At 73.3% G+C, this 21928-nt stretch carries 20 protein-coding genes; 16 read left to right on the top strand and 4 right to left on the bottom strand.

Features of this window, described 5'->3' with window-relative positions:
* Positions 1-78 precede the first annotated feature (78 nt).
* A complete protein-coding gene (locus SNOUR_RS05080; RefSeq protein ID WP_067344219.1) occupies positions 79-999 on the top strand; it encodes a 2-hydroxy-3-oxopropionate reductase in 921 nt (306 codons plus the stop codon).
* A gap of 129 nt (positions 1000-1128) precedes the next feature.
* On the opposite strand, the gene SNOUR_RS05075 is transcribed toward SNOUR_RS05080, so the two are convergent.
* Complete coding sequence (locus SNOUR_RS05075) at positions 1129-2391, bottom strand: cytochrome P450 family protein (RefSeq protein ID WP_067344217.1); 1263 nt, start codon at positions 2389-2391, stop codon at positions 1129-1131.
* Between the two features lie 171 nt (positions 2392-2562).
* Between SNOUR_RS05075 and SNOUR_RS05070 the strand changes: the two genes are divergently transcribed.
* The 3 genes from SNOUR_RS05070 (at position 2563) to SNOUR_RS05060 (ending at position 4991) form a co-directional block, all read left to right on the top strand.
* Positions 2563-2790: a hypothetical protein gene (locus tag SNOUR_RS05070; protein WP_039629879.1), complete on the top strand. Its 228-nt coding sequence runs from the start codon at positions 2563-2565 to the stop codon at positions 2788-2790.
* Positions 2791-3006: 216 nt separating this feature from the next.
* A complete protein-coding gene (locus tag SNOUR_RS05065; protein ID WP_067344215.1) occupies positions 3007-4485 on the top strand; it encodes an AlkA N-terminal domain-containing protein in 1479 nt (492 codons plus the stop codon).
* Complete coding sequence (locus tag SNOUR_RS05060; protein WP_067344214.1) at positions 4482-4991, top strand: methylated-DNA--[protein]-cysteine S-methyltransferase; 510 nt, start codon at positions 4482-4484, stop codon at positions 4989-4991. Before SNOUR_RS05065 ends, SNOUR_RS05060 begins: the two co-directional genes overlap by 4 nt.
* Before the next feature lie 63 nt (positions 4992-5054).
* On the opposite strand, the gene SNOUR_RS05055 is transcribed toward SNOUR_RS05060, so the two are convergent.
* Both SNOUR_RS05055 and SNOUR_RS05050 read right to left on the bottom strand, forming a co-directional pair.
* Positions 5055-5819: an SDR family oxidoreductase gene (locus SNOUR_RS05055; protein WP_067344212.1), complete on the bottom strand. Its 765-nt coding sequence runs from the start codon at positions 5817-5819 to the stop codon at positions 5055-5057.
* A 217-nt stretch (positions 5820-6036) separates the two neighbouring features.
* Positions 6037-6972: a ScbA/BarX family gamma-butyrolactone biosynthesis protein gene (locus SNOUR_RS05050; RefSeq protein ID WP_067344210.1), complete on the bottom strand. Its 936-nt coding sequence runs from the start codon at positions 6970-6972 to the stop codon at positions 6037-6039.
* 228 nt (positions 6973-7200) lie between these two features.
* On the opposite strand from SNOUR_RS05050, the gene SNOUR_RS05045 reads away from it, so the two are divergent.
* Both SNOUR_RS05045 and SNOUR_RS05040 read left to right on the top strand, forming a co-directional pair.
* Entirely contained in the window at positions 7201-7899 is a 699-nt protein-coding gene (locus tag SNOUR_RS05045) for a ScbR family autoregulator-binding transcription factor (RefSeq protein ID WP_067344208.1), read from the top strand.
* 433 nt (positions 7900-8332) lie between these two features.
* A complete protein-coding gene (locus SNOUR_RS05040; protein WP_067344207.1) occupies positions 8333-10768 on the top strand; it encodes an MFS transporter in 2436 nt (811 codons plus the stop codon).
* Between the two features lie 134 nt (positions 10769-10902).
* Here the strand turns inward: SNOUR_RS05040 and SNOUR_RS05035 are convergent, their stop codons facing one another.
* Positions 10903-11607, bottom strand: coding sequence for a FadR/GntR family transcriptional regulator (locus SNOUR_RS05035; RefSeq protein ID WP_067344205.1), 705 nt, complete (start codon positions 11605-11607; stop codon positions 10903-10905).
* A 182-nt stretch (positions 11608-11789) separates the two neighbouring features.
* Between SNOUR_RS05035 and leuA the strand changes: the two genes are divergently transcribed.
* The 10 genes from leuA (at position 11790) to SNOUR_RS49180 (ending at position 21831) form a co-directional block, all read left to right on the top strand.
* The gene (gene leuA, locus SNOUR_RS05030) at positions 11790-13592 is read left to right on the top strand and encodes a 2-isopropylmalate synthase (protein WP_067344203.1); all 1803 of its coding nucleotides are present in this window, start codon (positions 11790-11792) and stop codon (positions 13590-13592) included.
* A gap of 500 nt (positions 13593-14092) precedes the next feature.
* Positions 14093-14803 (top strand): DUF4232 domain-containing protein, encoded by a 711-nt coding sequence (locus SNOUR_RS05025; RefSeq protein WP_067344202.1) that lies wholly within the window; start codon positions 14093-14095, stop codon positions 14801-14803.
* 157 nt (positions 14804-14960) lie between these two features.
* A complete protein-coding gene (locus SNOUR_RS05020; RefSeq protein ID WP_067344200.1) occupies positions 14961-16043 on the top strand; it encodes an NADH-quinone oxidoreductase subunit B family protein in 1083 nt (360 codons plus the stop codon).
* Positions 16044-16110: 67 nt separating this feature from the next.
* On the top strand, positions 16111-17892 hold the full coding sequence (locus SNOUR_RS05015; RefSeq protein ID WP_067344198.1) for a nickel-dependent hydrogenase large subunit: 1782 nt from the start codon (positions 16111-16113) through the stop codon (positions 17890-17892).
* A complete protein-coding gene (locus SNOUR_RS05010) occupies positions 17889-18437 on the top strand; it encodes a NifU-related iron-sulfur-binding protein (RefSeq protein WP_067344196.1) in 549 nt (182 codons plus the stop codon). The genes SNOUR_RS05015 and SNOUR_RS05010 overlap by 4 nt, the downstream gene beginning before the upstream one ends.
* Positions 18434-19084: a DUF5947 family protein gene (locus SNOUR_RS05005; RefSeq protein ID WP_067344195.1), complete on the top strand. Its 651-nt coding sequence runs from the start codon at positions 18434-18436 to the stop codon at positions 19082-19084. Before SNOUR_RS05010 ends, SNOUR_RS05005 begins: the two co-directional genes overlap by 4 nt.
* A complete protein-coding gene (locus SNOUR_RS05000; RefSeq protein ID WP_067344193.1) occupies positions 19081-19773 on the top strand; it encodes a DUF6084 family protein in 693 nt (230 codons plus the stop codon). The genes SNOUR_RS05005 and SNOUR_RS05000 overlap by 4 nt, the downstream gene beginning before the upstream one ends.
* A complete protein-coding gene (locus SNOUR_RS04995; RefSeq protein WP_067344192.1) occupies positions 19770-21161 on the top strand; it encodes a hypothetical protein in 1392 nt (463 codons plus the stop codon). The genes SNOUR_RS05000 and SNOUR_RS04995 overlap by 4 nt, the downstream gene beginning before the upstream one ends.
* A complete protein-coding gene (locus SNOUR_RS04990) occupies positions 21158-21736 on the top strand; it encodes a hydrogenase maturation protease (protein WP_067344190.1) in 579 nt (192 codons plus the stop codon). The genes SNOUR_RS04995 and SNOUR_RS04990 overlap by 4 nt, the downstream gene beginning before the upstream one ends.
* A complete protein-coding gene (locus tag SNOUR_RS49180) occupies positions 21730-21831 on the top strand; it encodes a DUF6893 family small protein (protein WP_018537742.1) in 102 nt (33 codons plus the stop codon). The genes SNOUR_RS04990 and SNOUR_RS49180 overlap by 7 nt, the downstream gene beginning before the upstream one ends.
* The last annotated feature ends 97 nt before the right edge of the window (positions 21832-21928 follow it).

Below are 21928 nucleotides of genomic sequence, written 5' to 3'. Positions count from 1 at the left end.
CTGCCGCCTGCCGCCTGCCGCCGGTCGCTGTCTGGCGTCCCCCTCCCCCTTTACGTTGCGTGTGAAAGAGGCTTTTCGATGAGCAACCTGGCCGACTCCCCCCACCCGACCCGCCCGGCGATCGCCTGGATCGGGCTGGGCATCATGGGTTCGCCCATGGCCGAGAATCTGATCAAGGCCGGCTACGCGGTGACCGGTTACACCCTGGAAGCCGACAAGCTGGAGCGCCTGGCCGCGGCCGGCGGTACCGCCGCCACCGACATCGCATCGGCCGTCGCCGACGCCGACGTCATCATCACGATGGTGCCGGCCTCCCCGCACGTCGAGGCCATCGCCTACGGCCCCGACGGCATCCTGGAGAACGCCAGGTCCGGCGCGCTGCTGATCGACATGTCCTCGATCACCCCGCAGACCTCCATCGACCTGGCCAAGAACGCCGCCGAGAAGGGCATCCGGGTCCTGGACGCCCCCGTCTCCGGCGGCGAGGCCGGCGCCATCGAGGCCGTCCTGTCGATCATGGTCGGTGGCCAGCAGGCCGACTTCGACACCGCCAAGCCGATCCTGGAAGCCCTGGGCAAGACCATCGTGCTGTGCGGCCCGCACGGCTCCGGCCAGACCGTCAAGGCCGCCAACCAGCTCATCGTCGCCGTCAACATCCAAGCCTGCGCCGAAGCCGTGGTCTTCCTGGAGAAGTCCGGCGTCGACCTGCCCGCCGCCCTCGACGTCCTGGGCGGCGGACTGGCCGGCTCGACCGTCCTGGCGCGCAAGACCGGCAACTTCATCAACCGCGACTTCAAGCCCGGCTTCCGCATCGACCTGCACCACAAGGACATGGGCATCGTCACCGACGCCGCCCGCACCGTCGGCGCCGCCCTGCCCGTCGGCTCCGTCGTCGCCTCCCTCGTGGCCTCCCTGCGCGCCCAGGGCGACGGCGGCCTGGACCACTCCGCCCTCCTCCGCGGCGTCGAACGCCTCTCCGGATACGACCTCAAGGACTGAGTCCCGGACCGCGACGGGCCATGGACGACCGGCGCCGCGACCGCCGCACTGCGGTCGCGGCGCCGGTGCCTTGCAGCGGGCCTTCGCCCGCCGAACGGCCGGGCCGGGCAGTCCGGGAGCCGCCTAGCCTCAAGGTCGCGCCGGCGGCGCCCCGTTCGTGCCGCCCGCGATCGGACCCAGGAGCGCCGGGAGCCGGGCCGGGCCGCGCATGAGCCGGGTCCGTCGCCAACTGACCCCGTCGGGGCCGTCGGAGGCGTCCCGGCCGTCCGTGGCGGGTCGCAGTGCGGGGAAGCGGGCGAGCAGTACCGCGAACGCGATCCGGGCCTCGGCCCGGGCCAGCGGCGCGCCCAGGCAGTGGTGCGGTCCGTGCCCGAAGGACACGTGGCCACCCGGGGCCGGGCGGTCCAGCCGTACCGCGTCCGGCTCGTCGAACCGCGCCGGGTCGCGGTTGGCGCCGCCGGGCGAGACCACGACCACGTCCCCCGCCCCGATGCGGACGCCGCCGAGGTCGAACGGCTCGGTGGCGTAACGGAAGGTCGCCAGCGTCACCGGCGCCTCGAACCGCAGGAACTCTTCCACCGCGGCGGGCAGCAGCCCCGCGTCGTCCCGCAGGCGGGCGCGCAGCGCGTCGTCGCGGAGCAGGGCCAGCAGGCCGTTGCCGATCAGATTGGCCGTGGTCTCGTGCCCGGCGACCACCAACAGCGCGGCCAGCGAGACGAGTTCGGGCTCACTGAGCCGGTCACCGGCGTCCCGGGCGGCGATCAAGCCGCTCAGCACGTCGTCCCCGGGCGCCGCGCGCCGCGCCGCGATCAACTCGGCCAGGTACCCGGCCAGGGCGTGCGAGGCCCGGTCGGCGGTGTCCGGATCCGCCGCCGCGAACAGGTCGTCGGACCACCGGCGCACCGCGGCCCGGTCCGCGTCCGGCACCGCCAACAGCTCGCAGATCACCGTGATCGGCAGCGGCGCCGCGAACCCCTCGACCAGATCGACGGGGCCGCCGCCCGCCGCCTGCGCGGCCCCGGCCAGCGCCGTGGCCAGCCCCTCCGCGATCTCCCGGATGCGGGGCTCCAGCCGGCTCACCGCCGCGGGGGTGAAGGCCGTCATGGCCAGTCTCCGCAGCCGGCCGTGGTCCGGCGGGTCGGTGGCGAGCATGCTCCGGCTGATGGCCGGTGCCAGATCGCGTCCGGAGGGCCGGTCCGCGAAGTACCGTGCGGTGTCCTTCGACAACCGCCGGTCGGCCAGTGCCGCGCGTGCCTCCGCCCAGCCGGTCACCACCCACGTCGTGCGGTCCCTGCCGGTCCGCATCCGCCGCACCGGGCCGCCCGTCCGGAGCGCGGCGAGCAGCGGGTAGGGGTTGCGGGAGAACTCGGCCGACTCCATGGGGTTGTTCACTGCCACCCTCGTGCTCTCGTTCGCGGTCAGGTCCGCGCCCGCCCTCCCGGATCGGCCCGGCGACCACCTTCGCACCGGCGCCGGTCGCCCCGTCCGGTCCGGATCCCAGCCGTCCGAGTGAGATCCCACCGTCGAGGTGCGAGCGCGCGGAGCCCGGCGCACGCTGGAGGCATGTCCGAGCACCCGCCTGTCATCGTGCACCCACCGACGCCCTCCGGTGGACGCCGGGTGACCGTGCACGGGCAGATCGTCGGCCTGGCCCATGGCCGCGGCGACGTGGCGGAGTTCCTCCGGCGCGCGGGCGTCGCCGGCCCCGCCGAGGACATCGCGCTGGACGACCCCCGCCTGGTCGAGTGGCGTGGCGGCTCCCTGGACGACTGGCCGATGCCGTCGCCGTGACGGGCCCCGGCCCGGCACCTGCGAGATGGGCCCGGTCCGTCCTCCGCCGAGCCCACGCCGGCCCCCGCTCGCATCCGTGGGCACCCGTCGTCGCTCAACCTGGTCCTCAGGGCCGCCGCCCCGGCCGGGCCCTCGCCCCGGCCGTCGCGTAACCGGCAGCGCAGTGTCCGATTTCCGCCAGAGCGGTGGCGCGGAATGACGCACAGTGGGGGTGTGATGAGCGAGGACAGCAGGTACGAGGCGGTGCGGAGCCGGGACGCCAGGTTCGACGGGGCGTTCTTCTTCGCGGTGTCGACGACGGGGATCTACTGCCGGCCGAGCTGCCCCGCGACCACCCCGCGGCGGCGGAACGTCACCTTCTTCCCGACCGCCGCGGCCGCGCAGGGCTCCGGATTCCGGGCCTGCCGGCGGTGCCGCCCGGACGCGGTCCCCGGCTCGGTCGAGTGGAACGCCCGGGCGGACGTCGTGGGGCGGGCGATGCGGCTGATCGGCGACGGGGTGGTCGACCGGGAGGGCGTCGCCGGGCTGGCCGACCGGCTCGGCTACAGCGCCCGGCAGGTGCAGCGGCAGCTGACCGCCGAGCTCGGCGCCGGGCCCGCCGCCCTGGCCCGGGCGCAGCGCGCGCACACCGCGCGGGTGCTGCTGCAGACCACCGGACTGCCGATCGCCGACGTCGCCTTCGCCGCCGGATTCGCCAGCGTCCGGCAGTTCAACGACACGATCAAGGAGATCTACGCGCTCACCCCGAGCGGACTGCGGGCGGTCCGCCCCGGGCCCGGTTCCCGCTTCGGCGGCCTCGCGGCCCCGTCCGGCACGCCCGGTGTGCTGCCGCTGAGGCTGGCGTACCGGGGCCCGTACGCGGCCCGGCAGATCTTCGACTACCTGGCGCAGCGGGCGCTCGGCGGGATCGAGGAGGTCACCGGGGAGCCCGGCGGTCGGACGTACCGGCGCACCCTGCGGCTGCCCCACGGCACCGGCGTCGCGGAGGTCGACGAGGCCACCGGCGACGGCTGGCTGGACTGCCGACTGCACCTCACCGAGCTGCGGGACCTCGCCACCGCCGCTCAGCGCGTCCGCCGCCTGTTCGACCTGGACGCCGACCCGTTCGCGGTCGGTGAACGCCTCGGCGCGGATCCCACGCTGGCCCCCCTGGTCGCCCGTTGCCCGGGACTGCGCTCCCCGGGGACCGTGGACCCGGACGAACTCGCGGTGCGCGCCGTCCTCGGCCGGCGGGCCGGGACCGCCGCCGGCCGGGCCCTGGGCACCCGCCTGGTCGCCGCGCACGGGGAGCCGTTGCCGCGGCCTGCCGGCACCCTCGGCCATCTCTTCCCGCGGGCTGTCGAGTTGGCGGACGCGCCGCTCACCGGGCTCGGCCTGTCCGACGCGCGGATCGCCGCGCTGCGCGCCCTCGCCGCCGCACTCAGCGCCCGGGACGTCGTCCTGGACGCCGGGACCGATCGGGACCGGGCCGAACGCGCGCTCCGCGGGCTCCCCGGCATCGGTCCGTGGACCGCCGACTACATCCGGATGCGGGCGCTGGGCGACCCCGATGTCCTCCTCTGCGCACCGCCGGCGGGCACCGACCCGGCAGTGTGGAGCCCCTGGCGCTCGTACGCGACGCACCACCTCTGGGCCGCCGACCCCGCCGGCACCGCGGAACGGCACCCGAACCCGACAGAACGGATCGACGCATGACCCTCTACGCCACCCTCGACAGCCCTCTGGGCGCACTGCTGCTGGTCGGCGAGCGGTCCGCCACCGCGCCCGGCGGCACCGCGCTCGCCTCGCTCTCCGTGCCGGGCCAGAAGCGCGGGGCCGTCGTCCAGGACGACTGGACGCACGACCCGGCCGCGTTCGCCGGGATCGCCCGCCAGCTCCGGGCGTACTTCGACGGGGCGCAGCAGCCGTTCGCCGTCGAGTGCGTCCCCCGCGGCACGGACTTCCAACAGCGCGTCTGGGCGGCGCTGGAGGCCATCCCGTACGGCACGACCACCACCTACGGGGCGATCGCGGCCGCCATCGGGGCGCCGCGCGGCGCCGTCCGCGCCATCGGGACGGCGATCGGCGCCAACCCGCTGCTGGTGGTCCGGCCCTGCCACCGCGTCATCGGCGCCGACGGGTCGCTCACCGGCTACGCCGGCGGCCTGGCCCGCAAGCAACTGCTCCTCGGCCTCGAAGGGGCGGTGCCGGAGGCCCGTTGAGCCGGCCGAACGCGGCCGCGTCCGCCGGTCCGGGCATCGCCCCGGACCGGCGGACCGGGTCGGTCAGAGCATCGACCCACCGGTGACGTCGATGCGCTGGCCGGTGATCCAACGGGAGTCGTCGGAGGCGAGGAAGGCGACCACGTCCGCGACGTCGGCGGGTCGGCCGAGCCGGTTGAACACCGAGATGGCGGAAAGTGCCGCATGCGCCTCGGGAGTTGACCGCATGGCCGCGTTCATGTCGGTCTCTATGAATCCGGGCGCCACGGTGTTCACCGTGATCCCGCGCTCGCCGACGTCCTTGGCGAGGGTCCGGGTGAGGGTGTCGATCGCGCCCTTGGAGAGCCCGTAGGCGATGGTCGAGGGGAAGGCCGTACTCGTCACCGCGGACGAGATGTTGACGATCCGCCCGCCGTCCCGCATCCGCCGCAGACCGTGCTGGATGATGAAGAACGGGGCCTTGGTGTTGACCGCGATGGTCCGGTCGAACTCCTCGGTCGTCACCTCGCCGATGTGCCCCGGCAGGCTGATCGCCGCGTTGTTGACGAGGATGTCCAGGCCGGGTTCCGCGCCCGCCGCGGCCAGCCCGGTGTCGAAGGCGTCGAACAGCGCCTCGGCGTCGCCCGGGACGCCCAGCTCCGCACCGACCAGGAACGCCCGGCCGCCGTTGTCCCGGATGCCCTCGACGGTCTCCTTGGCGGCGCCCTCGTTGCTCCCGTAATGGACGGCGACCAGGGCTCCGTCCTGCGCGAGACGCTGGGCGATGCCCCGCCCGATGCCGCGGCTGGATCCCGTAACCAGCGCGGTCTTTCCGTAAAGGTCACCCATGGTCGTTGTCGGCCTTCCGTAGTGCTTCCGGCGGTCGGTTGCCGCCGTGTCAAAGGGGAGTGCTGTGCGGGCGGCCCGGCCGTTGTTCCGGTATGTCGTCTGCCTACACGGTGCATGAGCCGGTCGGGCTCATGACGAAGGGGGGTGGCGCGTGCGCGCCGGCGCTCATGGGGCGGTGGGCTCGGACGGGCGGTTCGGCGGCGGCCCGCCCGTCCGGTCAGTCGCGCGCATCCATGGCGGTCAGGACGGAGGCGAAGACCGGCTCGCCGTCCTGGGTCCCGGTGACCAGGACTGTCGTGGTGCCGGTGGCCGTCGGCACCTTCCGCCGCGCCTCGATCAGACACGGGCGGCCGTGTTCCGCGTAACGGTGGAACTCGGTGCCGAAGGCGTGGGGCAGGAAGGAACTGCTTCCGGTCAGCGCGCGGGCGGCCTGCTGCGCCGCGTCGAGCAGGGACAGTCCGGGCACATGGTCGTTGGCGGGGTTGACGACCGTGGGGTGGCCGGGCGCGATCCGCAGCAGCCATCGCCCCGGCTGCCCGGCGGGGGAGAGCAGGACGTCCCTCTCGGCGGCGCTGCCGGTCAGCCCCGGCGGGACGGGGGTGGGGAGCGGGCCGGGGACGTGGCGGGCCGTGATCCGTTCCCCGCGGACCCGGCGGTAGACGGCCGGCGAGGTGACGCTGACATGGGAGTGGCCGGTCGCGACGACGCGGCCGTCCTTGCGGATCGTCATGTCGAAGCGGCTGCTGGACAGCATGCCGGCGCGCATCCGTGTCTGGCTGCACACGACGTCGATGCTCAGCTGCGTCGGCCCGTTCCCGGAGACGCGGTGCGCGGGGTCCGCGGTGTAGACGAGGTCGTGAAGGATGAAGTGATGACCGAGCGGTACCCCGAACTCGGTGTGGCAGAGCAGCAGTCCGGCCTGTCGGATGGTCTCTCCCGCCAGCATCGGATGGGGCCGGCTGTCGTGGGGAGCGAAGTAGAGGTGATCATGCGGCCACTGGGCGGTCACGGAGAAGCGGTCCTGGCCCAGTCGGCGCCAGGAAGTGATCAAGATGTCCTCCACGAGAGGGCGGTGCAGGAACTCGTGAGGGATCGGGGCACTGGTGTCGGACCCCGGCCGGCTTGCGGCCGATGGGTTCTGGACGTGCTGCATCCGGCGTCGGCTCGTGACTGGAACCGTGCTGCTGGCCTGCAACGTGTCGCTCATGACAGCCCCTATGTGTGTCTCTACGGAAGAGCTCCGGACACGATTAAGATACGTACCATCCGGTTTTCTTTTCAATGCCGGTGTGAGGGCAAAGGCGATCCGCCGATCTGGAGGAGACTTGAGCTGTGGCGAAATACTGAGAAGCTTGAGCCTTTGACAGACAGGAGGCGCTCTGTGGCACGTCAGGACCGCGCAATCAAGACGCGACGAGTGATCTTGGAAACCGCCGCGGCGGTCTTCGATGAACACGGTTTCGACCGCGCGACGATCGCTGAGATTCTCTCGCGCGCCGGCGTGACGAAGGGTGCCCTGTATTTCCACTTTCCCTCCAAAGAAGATCTTGCGCTCGCCGTGCTGCACGAGCAGGTGCTCGATATCGCGGTGCTGCCGCAGCCGATCAAACTCCAGGAGTTCGTGGACGCCGGGCAGATCCTGGCGTGCCGGCTGCGACACGATCCGATCCAGCGCGGCGCCGCCCGTCTCGCCATCGAGCCGGGTGCCAACCAGCTCGATCGCAAGCAGTCGATGTCGGCGTGGACCACGTTCGTCGAGGGGCTGCTCAGGGAGGCCAAGGCGCGGGGCGAAGTCCTGGAGAGCGTCAACGTGCGGGACACGGCAGAGCTGTTCGTCGGTGCCTTCGCCGGGCTTCAGATGATGTCCAAGGCGTTCACCGACCAGAACGACGTCAGTCATCGGCTGTTGGTCTTCTTCGAGCACACCCTGCCCACCATCGCGGTGCCGGCCGTTCTCGCCAAACTCAGGCTCGACCCGGAGCGGGGTGCGCGGCTCGATGCGGAGCTCCGGGAGCGTGCGGCGGAGGAGGCGGAGCACGCCGCCGCGCTGGAGGCGGACCTGCAGAACGCGGCGCCGTAGCGGGCCGCGGCTGCTCCTCGGGGTGCGGATGTCGCGGGGCGGAAGTTCCCCGGGTGTGCTGATACGTCGGTTCCGTCCCGGGCGCGGCCCCGCCGCCCGCGCTCCGCTCTTGACCCAGTCTTGATCCCTCGGCCGGTCGATTGTCAGTGGCGTGCGGTTCACTGGATCCCGTGTCCGGAACGAGACCGGGGGAGGGGCGATGGACGGGACGGTGGGCCCGAAGGGGCGGGCCGCGTACGGAAGTTGGGGCAGGCAGGGGCCGGGCGTGGTCGGCGTGAGCGAGATCACCGTCCAGAGCCCGAGATCTGGCCGGGTGGCTTGGAATAGGCCCCCGAGCTGAATCGTTCGTCATGCACGTATCAAGGGGCCGCGCCCCTGATTCGCGCGCCGCGCACCCTCTCCGCTCGCTCCTGCCGCCCTGGAGGCCGCACGCATGACCCAGACGATGACGGACCAGCTCCCCGCGGGGGCTGCGGACTCCGCCGCCGCGCCGCCACTGCCCCCGCCCGCCAAGGGCGGACACCGCGGAACGCACGCCGGCATCGTCCCGGTGCTCGCCTTCGCCGGCATCGTCGTCGCGGTGATGCAGACGCTGCTCGTGCCGGTCATCAAGGACCTGCCGACCCTGCTCGGCACCGCGCCCAGCAACGCCACCTGGGTCATGACGGCCACCCTCCTCGCCGGGGCGGTCGCCACCCCCATCATGGGCCGCCTCGGCGACCTCTACGGCAAGCGGCGGATGCTGCTGACGAGTCTCGCCGTCATGGTCGTGGGCTCGCTGATCTGTGGCTTCACCGACCAGTTGATCGTCATGATCGTCGGGCGGGCGCTGCAGGGCTTCGCGATGGGCGCGATACCCCTCGGCATCGGCCTGATGCGCGATGAACTGCCCCGGGAGCGGCTCGGCTCGGCCATGGCCCTGATGAGCTCCTCGATCGGCGTCGGCGGCGGACTGGCGCTGCCCGCCGCGGCCCTGGTGGCCCAACACGCCGACTGGCACACGCTGTTCTTCGCCGCCGCCGGGCTCGGCGTGCTGTCGATGCTGCTCACCGTGCTGGTCGTCCCGGAGACCTCGGTGCGGGCGCCCGGCCGCTTCGACGTCGCCGGCGCCCTCGGCCTGTCGGTCGGCCTGGTCGCCCTCCTGCTGCCGATCACCAAGGCGAGCGAGTGGGGTTGGGGATCGCCCCGCACCCTCGGCCTGTTCGGGGCCGCGGCGCTGATCCTGGTGCTGTGGGGCGTGATGGAACTGCGGATCACCGACCCGCTGGTGGACCTGCGCACCACCGCCCGGCGCGAGGTGCTGCTGACCAACCTCGCCTCCATCACGGTCGGGGTGGCGTTCTACGCCATCTCGCTGGTGCTGCCGCAGCTGCTCCAGCTGCCCACGTCGACCGGCTACGGCCTCGGCCAGTCGATGGTGGTGGCCGGGCTGTGCGTGGCGCCGCTGGGGCTGACGATGATGTTCGTGGCACCGCTGTACGCACGGATCGCGGCCCGCCGCGGCCCCAAGGTCTCGCTGCTGCTCGGCATGCTGGTCATCGGGGTCGGTTACGGCGGCGGGATCGGCCTGATGCAGGCTCCCTGGCAGACGGTCATCATCGCGGTGGTGGTCGGCGCGGGCATCGGCCTGGCGTACTCCTCGCTCCCGGCGCTCATCATCGGGGCAGTCGACCCGTCCGAGACCGGCGCGGCCAACGGCCTGAACACCCTGATGCGTTCGATCGGCACGTCCGTGTCCAGCGCCGTCATCGGCATGGTGCTGGCCCGTATGTCCGAGCCGCTGGGGCCGGTCGCGGTGCCCACGATGGCCGGCTTCCGGGTCTCGTTCCTGATCGCCACCGCCGCGGTCGCCCTCGGGGTGCTGGTGGCGGCCTTCCTGCCGTCCCAGCGAAAGGCCGCCGGGGCGCGGGCGACACCGGCGGCGCAGAGCGCGGACGAGACCGGCACGGGCGCGGCCGAGGGGGCCGGCGCGGCCGGTCCCGGCGCCGCGGTCGCGGCGGACGTCCCGGCGGACGCGGCCGGCCGGAGCGCACCCGTTGTGGGAGCGGCGGACGAGCCGGCCGTCGGGTTCCGGGGGCGGGTCGTGGACACCGCAGGCGACCCGGTGCCGGGCGCCACGGTCACCCTGATCGACCGGCACGGGCAGCAGGCCGGGGTCACCACGGCCGCGCCCGACGGCAGTTATGCGCTGGCCGCCCCGGCCGCGGGCACCTACGTCCTGACCGGCGCCGCCCCGGCCCACGCCCCGCAGGCCGTCTCCGCCGCGCATGCCGGCGAGGGCACGGTGGCCGGGGCGGACCTGGTGCTGACGCCCACCGGCAGCCGCCTCGCCGGCACCGTGCTCGGTGGCCCGGAAGGGACGGCGCTGACCGGAGCGCGCGTCGTGATCACCGATGCCCACGGCGACGTGGTGACGCACGCGACGACCGGAGCCGACGGGCACTGGACGGTCGCCCACCTGCCGGACGGTCCCTACACCCTCGTGTTCAGCGCTCCGGGGCACCAGCCGACCGCGCATGCCGTCCAGTTGGGCGGGGGTGGCGCCGGGGCGGATGCCCGGGGCGATACGCGCCACCAGGAGGTGCGGCTGCGGCCCGCCGCCACCGTGCGCGGTACGGTCCGCGGGCCGGACGGGCATCCCTTGGCGGACGCCGCCGTGACCCTGCTCCAGGACGGGACGGTCGCCGGGCACGCGGTCACCGGGCCGGACGGCGCCTATGCCTTCGCGGACCTGGCGGGACGCCACTACACCCTCTCGGCGGCCGGCTATCCGCCGCACGCCGCGCCGATATCCCTGGCGGGCGGCGCGGATGTGCGACTGGACCTGGAGTTGGCGCAGCCGGGCGGGGCCGGGCAGCGGGAGCGCTGAGAGTGCCGCCCGTGGCGTGCGCCGGCCCGCGGTGATTCCTCGTCAACGCGGAGGGTCGCTGCCGACGGCCGTGCCGACGCAGGCAGTGCCGGCGGCACCGCTTCCGGCGGCGTTCGCGCAGTTCTGACGAGGCGTCACCCGTCCTCCGCGGTGCACCCCGCCAGCAAGAGCGCCCGGGTTTCCGCCAGTTCGGACTGGAGGACGTCGCCGGCGGTGTCGGCGTCTCCGGCGGCCACGGCCTCGATGAGGGCGGTGTGGCGGGCGTCCCCGTGGTGCGGGTCGTGGTCGCGCAGGCCGAGCAGTCGGACGAGGTCGATCAGGCCCTGGCGCAGGGCGGGGACGAACTGGCCGAAGAGGTCGGTCAGTACGGGGTTGTGGGCGGCGTCCACCACCGCCGCGTGCAGGGCGATGTCCGCGTCGACGAAGGCCGCGTCGTCGGCGCCGTCCGCCCGCCGCCGCTCCAGGGCCGCGTACAGGGCCGTGACATCGGCCTCGGTGCGGCGCTCGGCGGCGACGCGGGCGGCCTGGACCTCGACCATCGCGCGCACCTCATAGACGTCGGCGACGGCCGCGCGGCGCAGGCGGGTCGGCCAGTCCTCGGTGGGTTCGGCGGCGATGACGAAGACGCCGGCGCCCTGGCGGGGCTGCACCATTCCGGCGCCGGCCAGCGCGCGCAGCGCCTCGCGGACCGTCGAGCGGCCGACGCCGAGGGTCTTGGCCAGCGTCGTCTCGCCCGGGAGCCTGCTGCCCACCGGCCAGTGTCCGCCGGTGATCTGGTCGCGCAGCTGTTGCGCGGCCTGTTCGACCAGGGGGCTGGGGCGGAGGGCTTCCAGCGGCATCCCGTTTCTCCTGTCCTCGTAACTCCTCAGCTTGTCTGAGGAGTTGATTCATGGTTAGTGTACCCGCCATGACGCTGCGTGGCCTCCTCCTCGGGTGCCGCGGCGGGGCCTGACACGACCGGCACCCCGCCGCGGGGTCCGGTGCTGCCGGTCTCTCCCTCCGGCTTCTGTGAAGGAACGCGATGTCCCGCACTTTCCCCACCGTCCGCACGCCCCGCGGGCCGGTGCCCGCGACCGCCCCGGCCTGGAATCCGCAGCGCGGCAGCGCCATGCCGGCCCACCGCTACCGGCCCGCCCACCAGCGGGTCGAGGTGCCGCACACCGAGCGCGAGTGGCCCGCCGCCCGGATCGAGCGGGCGCCCCTGTGGGTGCCGGTCGACCTGCGTGACGGCAACCAGGCACTGGCCGAACCGATGGACACCCCGCGCAAGCGCCGGCTGTTCGACCTGCTGGTCGCCATGGGCTTCAAGGAGATCGAGGTCGCCTATCCCTCCGCGAGCCGCACCGACTTCGACTTCGTACGGCATCTGGCCGAGAGCGGCGCCGTCCCCGACGACGTGACCGTCGTGGTGTTCACCCCGGCCCGCAAGGAGCTGATCGAGCGGACCTTCGAGGCGATCGACGGGCTGCCGCGTACCGTCGTCCACCTCTACACGGCCACCGCCCCCACGTGGCGCGAGGTGGTCCTCGGCCGCACGCGGGACGAGGTGCACGCCATGGTCCGGGACGCCGCGACGCTGATGGCGCGGCTGGCCGACGCCCGTCCGCACGCCGACATCCGGTTCCAGTTCTCGCCCGAGGTCTTCAATCTGACCGAACCCGATCTGGTGCTGGAGATCTGCAACGGGCTGACCGCGCTCTGGGACGCCGCCCCGGACCGCCCGGTGACGCACAACCTCCCGGCCACCGTCGAGATCGCCACGCCCAATGTGTACGCGGACCAGATCGCCTATATGCACCGGCACTTGGCCCGCCGGGACGCGGTGATCCTCTCCCTGCACCCGCACAACGACCGCGGTACCGGCGTGGCCTGCGCCGAGCTCGGCCTGCTCGCGGGAGCGCAGCGCATCGAGGGCTGCCTGTTCGGCAACGGCGAGCGGACCGGGAACGTCGATCTGGTCACTCTGGCCCTCAACCTGTACACCCAGGGCGTCGACCCGATGCTGGACTTCTCCGACCTGGACACCGTCCGCCGCACCGTCGAGGACTGCATCCGGCTGCCCGTCCACCCCCGCCACCCCTACGCCGGCGACCTCGTCCACACCGCCTTCTCCGGCACCCACCAGGACGCCATCGGCAAGGGGTTCGCCCACCACGCCCGGCGCGCCGCCGAGTTGGGCGTCCCCGAGGCCGAGGCGCCGTGGGACGTGCCGTACCTGCCCGTCGACCCGGCCGACCTCGGCCGCGGCTACGAGGCGGTGATCCGTGTCAACAGCCAGTCGGGCAAGGGCGGGATCGCCCACCTCCTGCACGCCCACTACGGGCTGGACCTGCCCGGGGACCTGCGGCCGGAGTTCTCCCGCACCGTGCAGCGCGCGACCGACGACAGCGGGCGGGAACTCACCCCGAAGGACCTGTGGGAGCTGTTCCGCAACAGCTACCTCGCCCCGGGCGTGGACGGCCCGCTGACCCTCGGCGCCTGGAGCGCCGGCGAGCCGACGCCGGGGGAGCACGTGGTCCGCTGCGAACTGGGCACCGGGGCGGACCTGCGGACGTACCAGGGGCGCGGCAACGGGCCGCTGGCCGCGTTCGCCGACGCCCTGGCCGCGGCCGGCCACCCCGTGGACATCACCGCCTACGCCGAGCACGCCACCGCCACCGGGCCGGACAGCGCCGCCGTCGCCTACGTCCGCTGCCGGATCGACGGGGACACCGCCTGGGGCGCGGGCCAGGACACCTCCGTGCTGACCGCGTCGATACGGGCCGTCCTGGCGGCTGTCAACCGGGCGGTGCGGGCGAGGGTCGATCGCCCCGGGCCGGTCTGAGCCGCGAACCGGGCTCCGGCGGCCGAAAAGTGCCGTTCTCGTGCAACCCCGGCGTCAAGGGAAGCGTCTCTTCTACTCCCTATGGTGGGATTTCGGTCGAGTGCGGACCACCGGTCCGCCCCGGGCGCACCGGGGCCTCACCAGCATCGACGCCCGGGGCCCGGCCCTGCGCACTTACCAGGGGCATGGGCCCATCGCACGGGGCACCTGGGGCGGAAGGGGTCTTCCGGGGGCGGTGCGGAGGAAGGCTGAAACGGCCGAACCTCGTAGTGCCGCGTCCGCAACCGCAGAGATTTCTGCGAGCCTGGGCGGCACACCGGAGTTCCGGCTGGTCACACAGGCCGCCGGGGCAGCGCCGTACCGGGCGCGCGGCCTCGTTAGCGGGGTGTTAGTGCCTCGTTAGCGGACCGGCAGTGCCCGGGAGCACGCTGGAAGAGCAACGGACGGACCGTACGCACCCACATTCACGAGGGTACCCACCTACCAGACGAGGGGGACTCATGTCGCTCACCATCAAGACCCTCGGCCGCGGCCGCCGTGTCGCCGCCGGATCGCTGATCGCCGTCACCGCGTTGACGCTCTCCGCCTGCCAGAACGGCACGGACAGTGCGTCGTCCCAGTCCTCGTCGGCCGCCGCGCCCGCCACCTCCAGCGCGAGCCGGGCGCAGGGCGCGCCGTCGACCGGTGGTAGCCCGCAGTCCGCCGGGAACGCCGCCCGGCCGTCCAGCGTGGCCAAGCCCTCCGCGGGTACCTCCGGCGTCCCCAGCGCCAGCCAGGCCAACCCCTCGGCCATGACGGCCTCGGACCGCTGCACCGCGGAGAACATGTCGCTGCGCCTGGGCCGCACCGATGTCGGCGCGGGCAACATCCGGGTCCCGCTGGTCTTCACCAACAAGGGCAAGAAGGCGTGCTCGCTGCGCGGCTACCCCGGCGTCTCGCTGATCCAGCGTGACGGCTCGGCGGTCGGCACGCCCGCCTCCCGCGAGGGCGGCGCCGGCGGCAGCGTGCGGCTCCAGCCCGGGCAGAGTGCGCACGCCGTGCTGCACACCGTCAACGACGGCGTCTCGGACATCCCCTGCTGGAAGGACTCGCAGATCGTCTTCGTCTACCCGCCCGGCTCCAAGGAGTCCATGACCACCAACAGCGGTGGGCTGCGGGTGTGCGGCGGCACGTTCACGGTCACCGCCGTGGAGGTCGGTGTGCCGTCCTGACGGCGGACCCTCCTCGGGCCATGGGGCCGTTCCGGTGCCGGTGCGTCACCGGAACGGCCCCTGTCGGCTCTCGTCGGCTCCCGGGCGGTGTTACCAAGGTGGACGGAAGTCGTGCCGAGCGCTTCCGCTGCCCACCTCGCCGAGGAGGCGTAACGCCATGGATGCCGCACCTGCCACCGCGACCGGGGCCGCCCCGGCCGCCAAGAAGGACGACGAGCCCCCGATCCACGTCCTCTGGATCAACGCCGGACTGAGCTGCGACGGCGACTCGGTGGCGCTGACCGCCGCGACCCAGCCGAGCATCGAGGAGATCGCGCTCAGCGTGCTGCCGGGCCTGCCCAAGGTCCAGGTCCACTGGCCGCTGATCGACTTCGAATGCGGTCCGGTGCAGGGCGCGGACACCTTCATCGAGTGGTTCTTCAAGGGCGAGCGCGGTGAGATCGACCCGTTCGTGCTGGTCATCGAGGGGTCCATCCCCAACGAGGCGATCAAGCCCGAAGGTTATTGGTGCGGCTTCGGCGACGACCCCGAGACCGGGCAGCCGATCACCACCAGTGAGTGGATCGACCGACTGGCCCCCAAGGCGCTCGCCGTCGTCGCCATCGGCACCTGCGCCACGTACGGCGGCATCCACGCCATGGCCGGCAACCCGACCGGCGCCATGGGTGTGCCCGACTACCTGGGCTGGGACTGGAAGTCCAAGGCCGGGATCCCGATCGTGTGCGTCCCGGGCTGTCCGATCAAGCCGGACAACTTCGCCGAGACCCTGGTCTACCTGCTCTACCAGGCCGCCGGCGCGGCCCCGATGATCCCGCTGGACGACCAACTGCGGCCCACGTGGCTCTTCGGTGAGACCGTCCACGAGGGCTGCGACCGGGCCGGCTACTACGAGCAGGGCCAGTTCGCCACCACGTACGACTCGCCCAAGTGCCTGGTGAAGGTCGGCTGCTGGGGTCCCGTGGTCAAATGCAATGTGCCCAAGCGGGGCTGGATGGACGGCATCGGCGGCTGCCCCAACGTCGGCGGGGTCTGCATCGCCTGCACCATGCCCGGCTTCCCCGACAAGTTCATGCCGTTCATGGACGAGCCGCCCGGCGCCAAGCTCTCCAGCACCGCCAGTACCGCGTACGGCAACGTCGTCCGCCGGCTGCGCGGCATCACGGCCCGGACCGTGGACCACGAGCCCAAGTGGCGGCACCGCGGCGAGAAGCTGACCACCGGCTACCGCCGGCCCTGGTGACCCCACCCTGACCCGACGCTCCGTCAGATCCCCACCTCGGCAAGCGAAGAAGGGCATGGCACAGACAATGGCAGCGAAGACCAAGACGGCCGGCGACGGCAGCGGTCTGACGGAGATGTCCTGGGACCCGATCACCCGGATCGTGGGCAGTCTGGGCATCCACACCAAGATCGACTTCAAGCAGAAGCGGGTCGCCGAGTGCTACAGCACCTCGTCGGTCTTCCGCGGCTACAGCGTCTTCATGCGCGGCAAGGACCCGCGCGACGCGCACTTCATCACCAGCCGGATCTGCGGGATCTGCGGCGACAACCACGCCACCTGTTCCGTCTACACCCAGAACATGGCCTACGGGGTGAAGCCCCCGCACCTGGGCGAGTGGATCATCAACCTCGGCGAGTCCGCGGAGTACATGTTCGACCACAACATCTTCCAGGAGAACCTGGTCGGGGTCGACTACTGCGAGAAGATGGTCCGCGAGACCAACCCGGGCGTCTGGGAGCTCGCCCAGCGCACCGAGGCCCCGCACGCCGGCGACCACGGCTACCGCACCATCGCCGACATCATGACCTCGCTCAACCCCATCGAGGGTGAGTTCTACCGCGAGGCGCTCCAGGTCAGCCGCTACACCCGGGAGATGTTCTGCCTGATGGAGGGCCGCCATGTGCACCCCTCCACGCTCTACCCGGGCGGCGTCGGCACCATCGCCAGCGTCCAGCTCTTCACCGACTACCTCAGCCGGCTGATGCGCTACGTCGAGTTCATGAAGCGCGTGGTGCCGCTCCACGACGACCTCTTCGACTTCTTCTACGAGGCGCTGCCCGGCTACGAGGAGGTCGGCCGGCGGCGGGTCCTGCTCGGCTGCTGGGGCGCCCTCAACGACCCCGAGCACTGCGACTTCACCTACCGCAACATGTCGGACTGGGGTCGCAGGATGTTCGTCACCCCCGGCATCATCGTCGACGGGAAGCTGGTCACCAACGACCTCACCGAGATCAACCTCGGCATCCGCATCCTGCTCGGCAGCTCCTACTACCAGGACTGGGAGGGGCAGGAGAAGTTCGTCACCCACGACCCGCTCGGCAACCCCGTCGACGCCCGCCACCCCTGGAACCAGCACACCATCCCCGCCCCGCAGAAGCGCGACTTCGACGACAAGTACAGCTGGGTGATGTCGCCGCGCTGGTTCGACGGCAAGGAGCACCTGGCCCTGGACACCGGTGGTGGCCCGATCGCCCGCCTGTGGTCGACCGCCCTCTCCGGCCTCGTCGACACCCCCTACGTCAAGGCCACCGGCAACAGCGTCGTCATCGACCTGCCGCGCAGCATGACCCGGCCCGAGGCCCGCTTCGAGTGGAAGATCCCGAAGTGGAGCAACGCGCTGGAGCGCAACCGCGCCCGCACCTACTTCCAGGCGTACTCGGCGGCCATGGCGCTGCACTTCGCCGAGCAGGGGCTGGAGGAGGTCCGCGCCGGACGCACCCAGACGTGGGAGAAGTTCGAGGTGCCCGACGAGTCCATCGGCTGCGGCTTCACCGAGGCGGTGCGCGGCGTCCTCTCCCACCACATGGTCATCCGCGACGGGAAGATCGCCAACTACCACCCCTATCCGCCGACGCCCTGGAACGCCAGCACCCGCGACACCTACGGCACCCCCGGCCCGTACGAGGACGCCGTCCAGAACACCCCGATCTTCGAGGAGAACACCCCGGAGAACTTCAAGGGCATCGACATCATGCGGGCGGTGCGCAGCTTCGACCCCTGCCTGCCGTGCGGCGTCCACATGTACGTCGGCGGCCGGACCGTCGAGACCATGCACGTCCCCACCGGGCTGAGCGGACTCGCCGGATGACCGCGCCCGTCGCCGCCCCCGACGCCGAGCTGACCGGCCGCCGGGTCGAGGAACTGCTGGACCGACTCGTCGAACACGGCGACGCCGCGACGGCCGCGACCGCCGAGGAACTCGTCCGGGTCCTGATGGACTTCTACGGCGCCGGACTGGCCCGCATCATGCACCTCGTCGAGCGGCGCACCGGCGCCGACGGGCCACGGGCCGCGCTGCTGGGCGACGCCCTGGTCAGCAGCCTGCTGGTGCTGCACGACCTGCATCCGGACGACACCGCCGCCCGCATCGACCGGGCGCTGGCGAGCGTACGGAGCCAGGACGCGGTCGAGGTCGCGGAGTTCGCCCCGGAGAACGGGGAACTGCGGCTGGCGGAGAGCGGATCCGGCGGCTGCGGATGCGGCGGCGCGGTCGACCGGCCGGCGGTGGAGGGCGCGTTGTCCTGCTTCGCGCCGGAGGTGACCTCGGTCGCGTGGGAGACCCGTCGCGCCGCGCCGGAACTCCCGCTGCTCCAGATCTCGCGCCGCCCGCCGACCGCCGCCCCGGTGTCGTGAGCGCGCCGCCGCCGACCGCCGCCGCCCACCGTGGCCTGCGGCGCTTCCGGGCCCCCGCGCCCCCACCGCCCGAACGCTGCGAACTGTGCGGCATCGAACTCGCCGGCCGCCACCGCCACCTGGTCGACACCAGGAACCGCGGGCTGGCCTGCGCCTGCCCGCCCTGCGCGCTGCTCTTCGAGCGGGCCGGCGCCGCCGGCGGGCAGTTCCGCACCGTCCCGGACCGTTTCCTGTCCGACTCCGACCACCGCCTGGACGACGCGGTCTGGGACCGGCTCCGGATCCCCGTCGGCGTCGCGTTCCTGCTGGACAACACCGCGCTGGGCCGGGCGGTGGCGCTCTACCCCAGTCCGGCCGGCGCCACCGAGAGCGAGTTGGAACCCTCCGCCTGGCAGGCCGTCCACGACGCCACCCGACTCGCCGGGCTCCTCGCCCCCGACGTGGAGGCCCTGCTGCTGCGCCGCACCGAGGACCGGATCGAGTGCCACCTGATCCCGGTCGATCTCGCCTACGAACTCACCGGCCGGCTGCGGATGTTGTGGCGGGGCTTCGACGGCGGGGCCGAGGCCCGCGCCGCCCTCGCGGACTTCTTCGCCGACGTCGCCCGGCGGGCCCGGGAACCGCACGAGGAGGCCCGACGGCCGTGACCGAGCTGTCCTTCGTCTGTACCGGCGTCCGCGCCGACCGCTACGCCGCCGCCCCCACCCTCCTCTTCCGCCTGCGGATCACCGCCGCCGAGGACGCCCGGGTGCACGCCCTGGCGCTGCGCTGCCAGCTCCGCATCGAACCGGCCCGGCGCGACTACGACCCCGAGGAGGCCGCCGCGCTGGCCGACCTCTTCGGCGTGCGGTCCCGCTGGGGCAGCACCCTCAAACCCCTCCAGTTCGCGCAGGTCTCCCTCGTCGTCCCCGGCTTCACCGGCGAGACCGAGGTGGACCTGCCGGTCCCGTGCAGCTACGACCTGGAGGTGGCCGCCGGCCGCTACATGCACGCCCTGCGCGACGGCGAGGTGCCGTTGCTGCTGCTCTTCTCCGGCACCGTCTTCGCCGGCCCGAGCGGTTTCCAGGTCTTCCCGGTGCCCTGGCACAAGGAGGCCGAGTGCCGGCTCCCGGCCGCCGTGTGGCGGGAGATGACCGACACCCACTTCCCCGGCTGCGGCTGGCTGCGCCTCCCCAAGGAGAGCCTGGACGCGCTGCTGGCGTTCCGGTCCCGGCACGCCCTGCCGTCCTGGGAAGCCACCGTCCAGGCGCTGCTGGCCGCCGCGGACGGCGCCGCACCCGGACCACGCGGCTTCCCCGCCGTCGCCCGCCCCGCCACCGAGAGGACCGCACCGTGACGACGCCGGCGCCCACCGACACGCTCGCGGAACGCTTCGCCACCGCCCGGCAGGTCGCGGACGCCGTGCTGTTCGAGGGCTACGTCCTGTACCCCTACCGGGCGTCCGCCGCCAAGAACCGGCTGCGCTGGCAGTTCGGCGTCCTGGTGCCGCCCGGCTGGGGCGCCGACCACGCCGAACACTCCCACCAGCGCACCGAATGCCTCATGGAACCGCGCGCCGGAGCCCGGCTCACCGCCGAGTTGCGCTTTCTGCGCACCCAGCGGCGTACCGTCCAACGCCAGTGCCCCGACGGGGAGTTCACCACCGTCGCCGAGCTGGAGCTGCCGGACCGGGTGCTGGTCCCCTGGGACGAGGGCATCGAGGAGCGCTGCCCGGTCGACGTCCCGGTGGCCGAGTTGGTCGGTGACGGCGTCACCGTCCCGTTCACCCGGCCCGCCGGCGAGGAGACCGAGCCGGTGCACGACGCCGACGGGCTGCCGGTGGGCCGGCTGGTGCGCCGCCGCGAGGAGATCCGCGGGGTGCTCCGGCTGACCGCGCAGGAGATCGACGGCCCGTACGCGGTGCTGAGACTGACCGCGACGGTCGAGAACACCAGCGGCTGGGCCCCGGACCCGGCGGCGGACGACCGGGACGCGGCGCTGCCCCGCTCGCTGGTCGCCGCCCACCTCCTCCTCGGCCTGAGCGCCGGCCGGTTCCTCTCCCAGACCGACCCGCCCGAATGGGCCCGGGGCGCGGTCGCCGGCTGCCGCAACGAGCACACCTGGCCGGTGCTGGCCGGCCCGCCCGGCAGCGCCGAGGTGATGCTGTCCGCCCCGATCATCCTGGAGGACCACCCGGCCATCGCCCCCGAGAGCCCCGGCGCGCTCTACGACGCCCTGGAGATCGACGAGATCCTCGCCCTCCGCACGGCGACCCTCACCGACCAGGAGAAGCGCGAGGCCCGCGGCACCGACCCGCGGGCCGCCGAGGTGATCGACCTCGCCGACGGGATGCCCCCCGAGGTGCTGGAGCGGCTGCACGGCGCCGTACGGGCGCTGCGCGAGGTCACCGGCCCGGAGCCGGCACCGGCCCGCCCGGACACCCCCTGGTGGGACCCGGGCGGCGACCGCGACGTGGATCCGCTCAGCGACCGGATCAGCATCGACGGCCGCTCGATCGGCGCCGGCAGCAGGGTGGAACTGCGCCCCGGGCGCCGCCGCACCGACGCCCAGGACCTCTTCCTGCACGGGCGCGCCGCGCGTGTCGAGGCCGTGCTGCACGACGTGGACGGCGGGGTGCACCTCGCGGTGACCGTCGAGGGCGACCCGGGCGCCGACATCCGGCGCGAACAGGGCCGGTTCCTCTACTTCCAACCCGACGAACTCGCGCCCCTGGAGGACGAGTGAGCAGCGCCCCGCCCCGCCCCCTCCCGCCGGGCCGCACGCTGATCGCGGGCGTCGGCAACATCTTCCTCGGCGACGACGGCTTCGGCGTCGAGACCGTCCGCGCGCTCGGTGCGCACGCCCTCCCCGACGGAGTGGAACTGGTCGACGCCGGCGTCCGCGGCGTCCACCTCGCCTACCGGATGCTGGACGACTACCGGACGGTGCTGCTGGTGGACGCCGCGGCGCGCGGCGGCGAGCCCGGCTCGCTCTACCTCCTGGACGCCACCGACCCCGCCGACGCCGCCGCCCGCCCGGAGAACACCCCGCTCGACGCCCACCACATGACGCCCGACGCCGTCCTGGCGCTGCTCGACACGCTCAGCGCGGGCACCGGCGCCCGGCGCCCGGAACGCGTCCTGGTCGTCGGCTGCGAACCCGCCGACACCGAAGAGGGAATCGGCCTGAGCACCCCCGTCGCCGCCGCCGTCGACGAGGCCGTCCGGCTCGTGCTGCGGCTGGTCGGCGCGCAGGAGCCGGCGCCGGCCCCCACCGGCGCCCCGACCGCCACCAGTGAGAGGAACACGACACCATGCTGAAGCTCGCCCTCGGCGGCGCCCTGGCCGCCGCCCTCGCGCTCGCCCTGCGCAACCTGCCCGACCTCAAGCGCTATCTGCGGATGCGCGCCATGTGACGCGGGCTCCCCAACCGGCGGCGGGCGCGCTGCACCGAACGGTGTATGCCGCCGCGCCGCCCCGGCGAGGCACCCCGAACGCCCCGGTGCAGCGCCG

The organism is Streptomyces noursei ATCC 11455 (assembly GCF_001704275.1).
GTDB lineage: Bacteria > Actinomycetota > Actinomycetes > Streptomycetales > Streptomycetaceae > Streptomyces > Streptomyces noursei.
The sequence above is the reverse complement of the archived record's forward strand: the minus strand, read 5'-3'. Positions and strand labels throughout refer to the sequence as shown.

Excerpts from the sequence above, each read along its gene's own strand:
- SNOUR_RS05080 (WP_067344219.1), top strand. The coding sequence starts at position 79 with ATGAGCAACCTGGCCGACTCCCCCCACCCGACCCGCCCGGCGATCGCC.
- SNOUR_RS05070 (WP_039629879.1), top strand. The coding sequence starts at position 2,563 with ATGTCCGAGCACCCGCCTGTCATCGTGCACCCACCGACGCCCTCCGGT.
- SNOUR_RS05065 (WP_067344215.1), top strand. The coding sequence starts at position 3,007 with ATGAGCGAGGACAGCAGGTACGAGGCGGTGCGGAGCCGGGACGCCAGG.
- SNOUR_RS05060 (WP_067344214.1), top strand. The coding sequence starts at position 4,482 with ATGACCCTCTACGCCACCCTCGACAGCCCTCTGGGCGCACTGCTGCTG.
- SNOUR_RS05055 (WP_067344212.1), bottom strand. The coding sequence starts at position 5,819 with ATGGGTGACCTTTACGGAAAGACCGCGCTGGTTACGGGATCCAGCCGC.
- SNOUR_RS05050 (WP_067344210.1), bottom strand. The coding sequence starts at position 6,972 with ATGCAGCACGTCCAGAACCCATCGGCCGCAAGCCGGCCGGGGTCCGAC.
- SNOUR_RS05040 (WP_067344207.1), top strand. The coding sequence starts at position 8,333 with ATGACCCAGACGATGACGGACCAGCTCCCCGCGGGGGCTGCGGACTCC.
- SNOUR_RS05035 (WP_067344205.1), bottom strand. The coding sequence starts at position 11,607 with ATGCCGCTGGAAGCCCTCCGCCCCAGCCCCCTGGTCGAACAGGCCGCG.
- leuA (WP_067344203.1), top strand. The coding sequence starts at position 11,790 with ATGTCCCGCACTTTCCCCACCGTCCGCACGCCCCGCGGGCCGGTGCCC.
- SNOUR_RS05025 (WP_067344202.1), top strand. The coding sequence starts at position 14,093 with ATGTCGCTCACCATCAAGACCCTCGGCCGCGGCCGCCGTGTCGCCGCC.
- SNOUR_RS05020 (WP_067344200.1), top strand. The coding sequence starts at position 14,961 with ATGGATGCCGCACCTGCCACCGCGACCGGGGCCGCCCCGGCCGCCAAG.
- SNOUR_RS05015 (WP_067344198.1), top strand. The coding sequence starts at position 16,111 with ATGGCAGCGAAGACCAAGACGGCCGGCGACGGCAGCGGTCTGACGGAG.
- SNOUR_RS05010 (WP_067344196.1), top strand. The coding sequence starts at position 17,889 with ATGACCGCGCCCGTCGCCGCCCCCGACGCCGAGCTGACCGGCCGCCGG.
- SNOUR_RS49180 (WP_018537742.1), top strand. The coding sequence starts at position 21,730 with ATGCTGAAGCTCGCCCTCGGCGGCGCCCTGGCCGCCGCCCTCGCGCTC.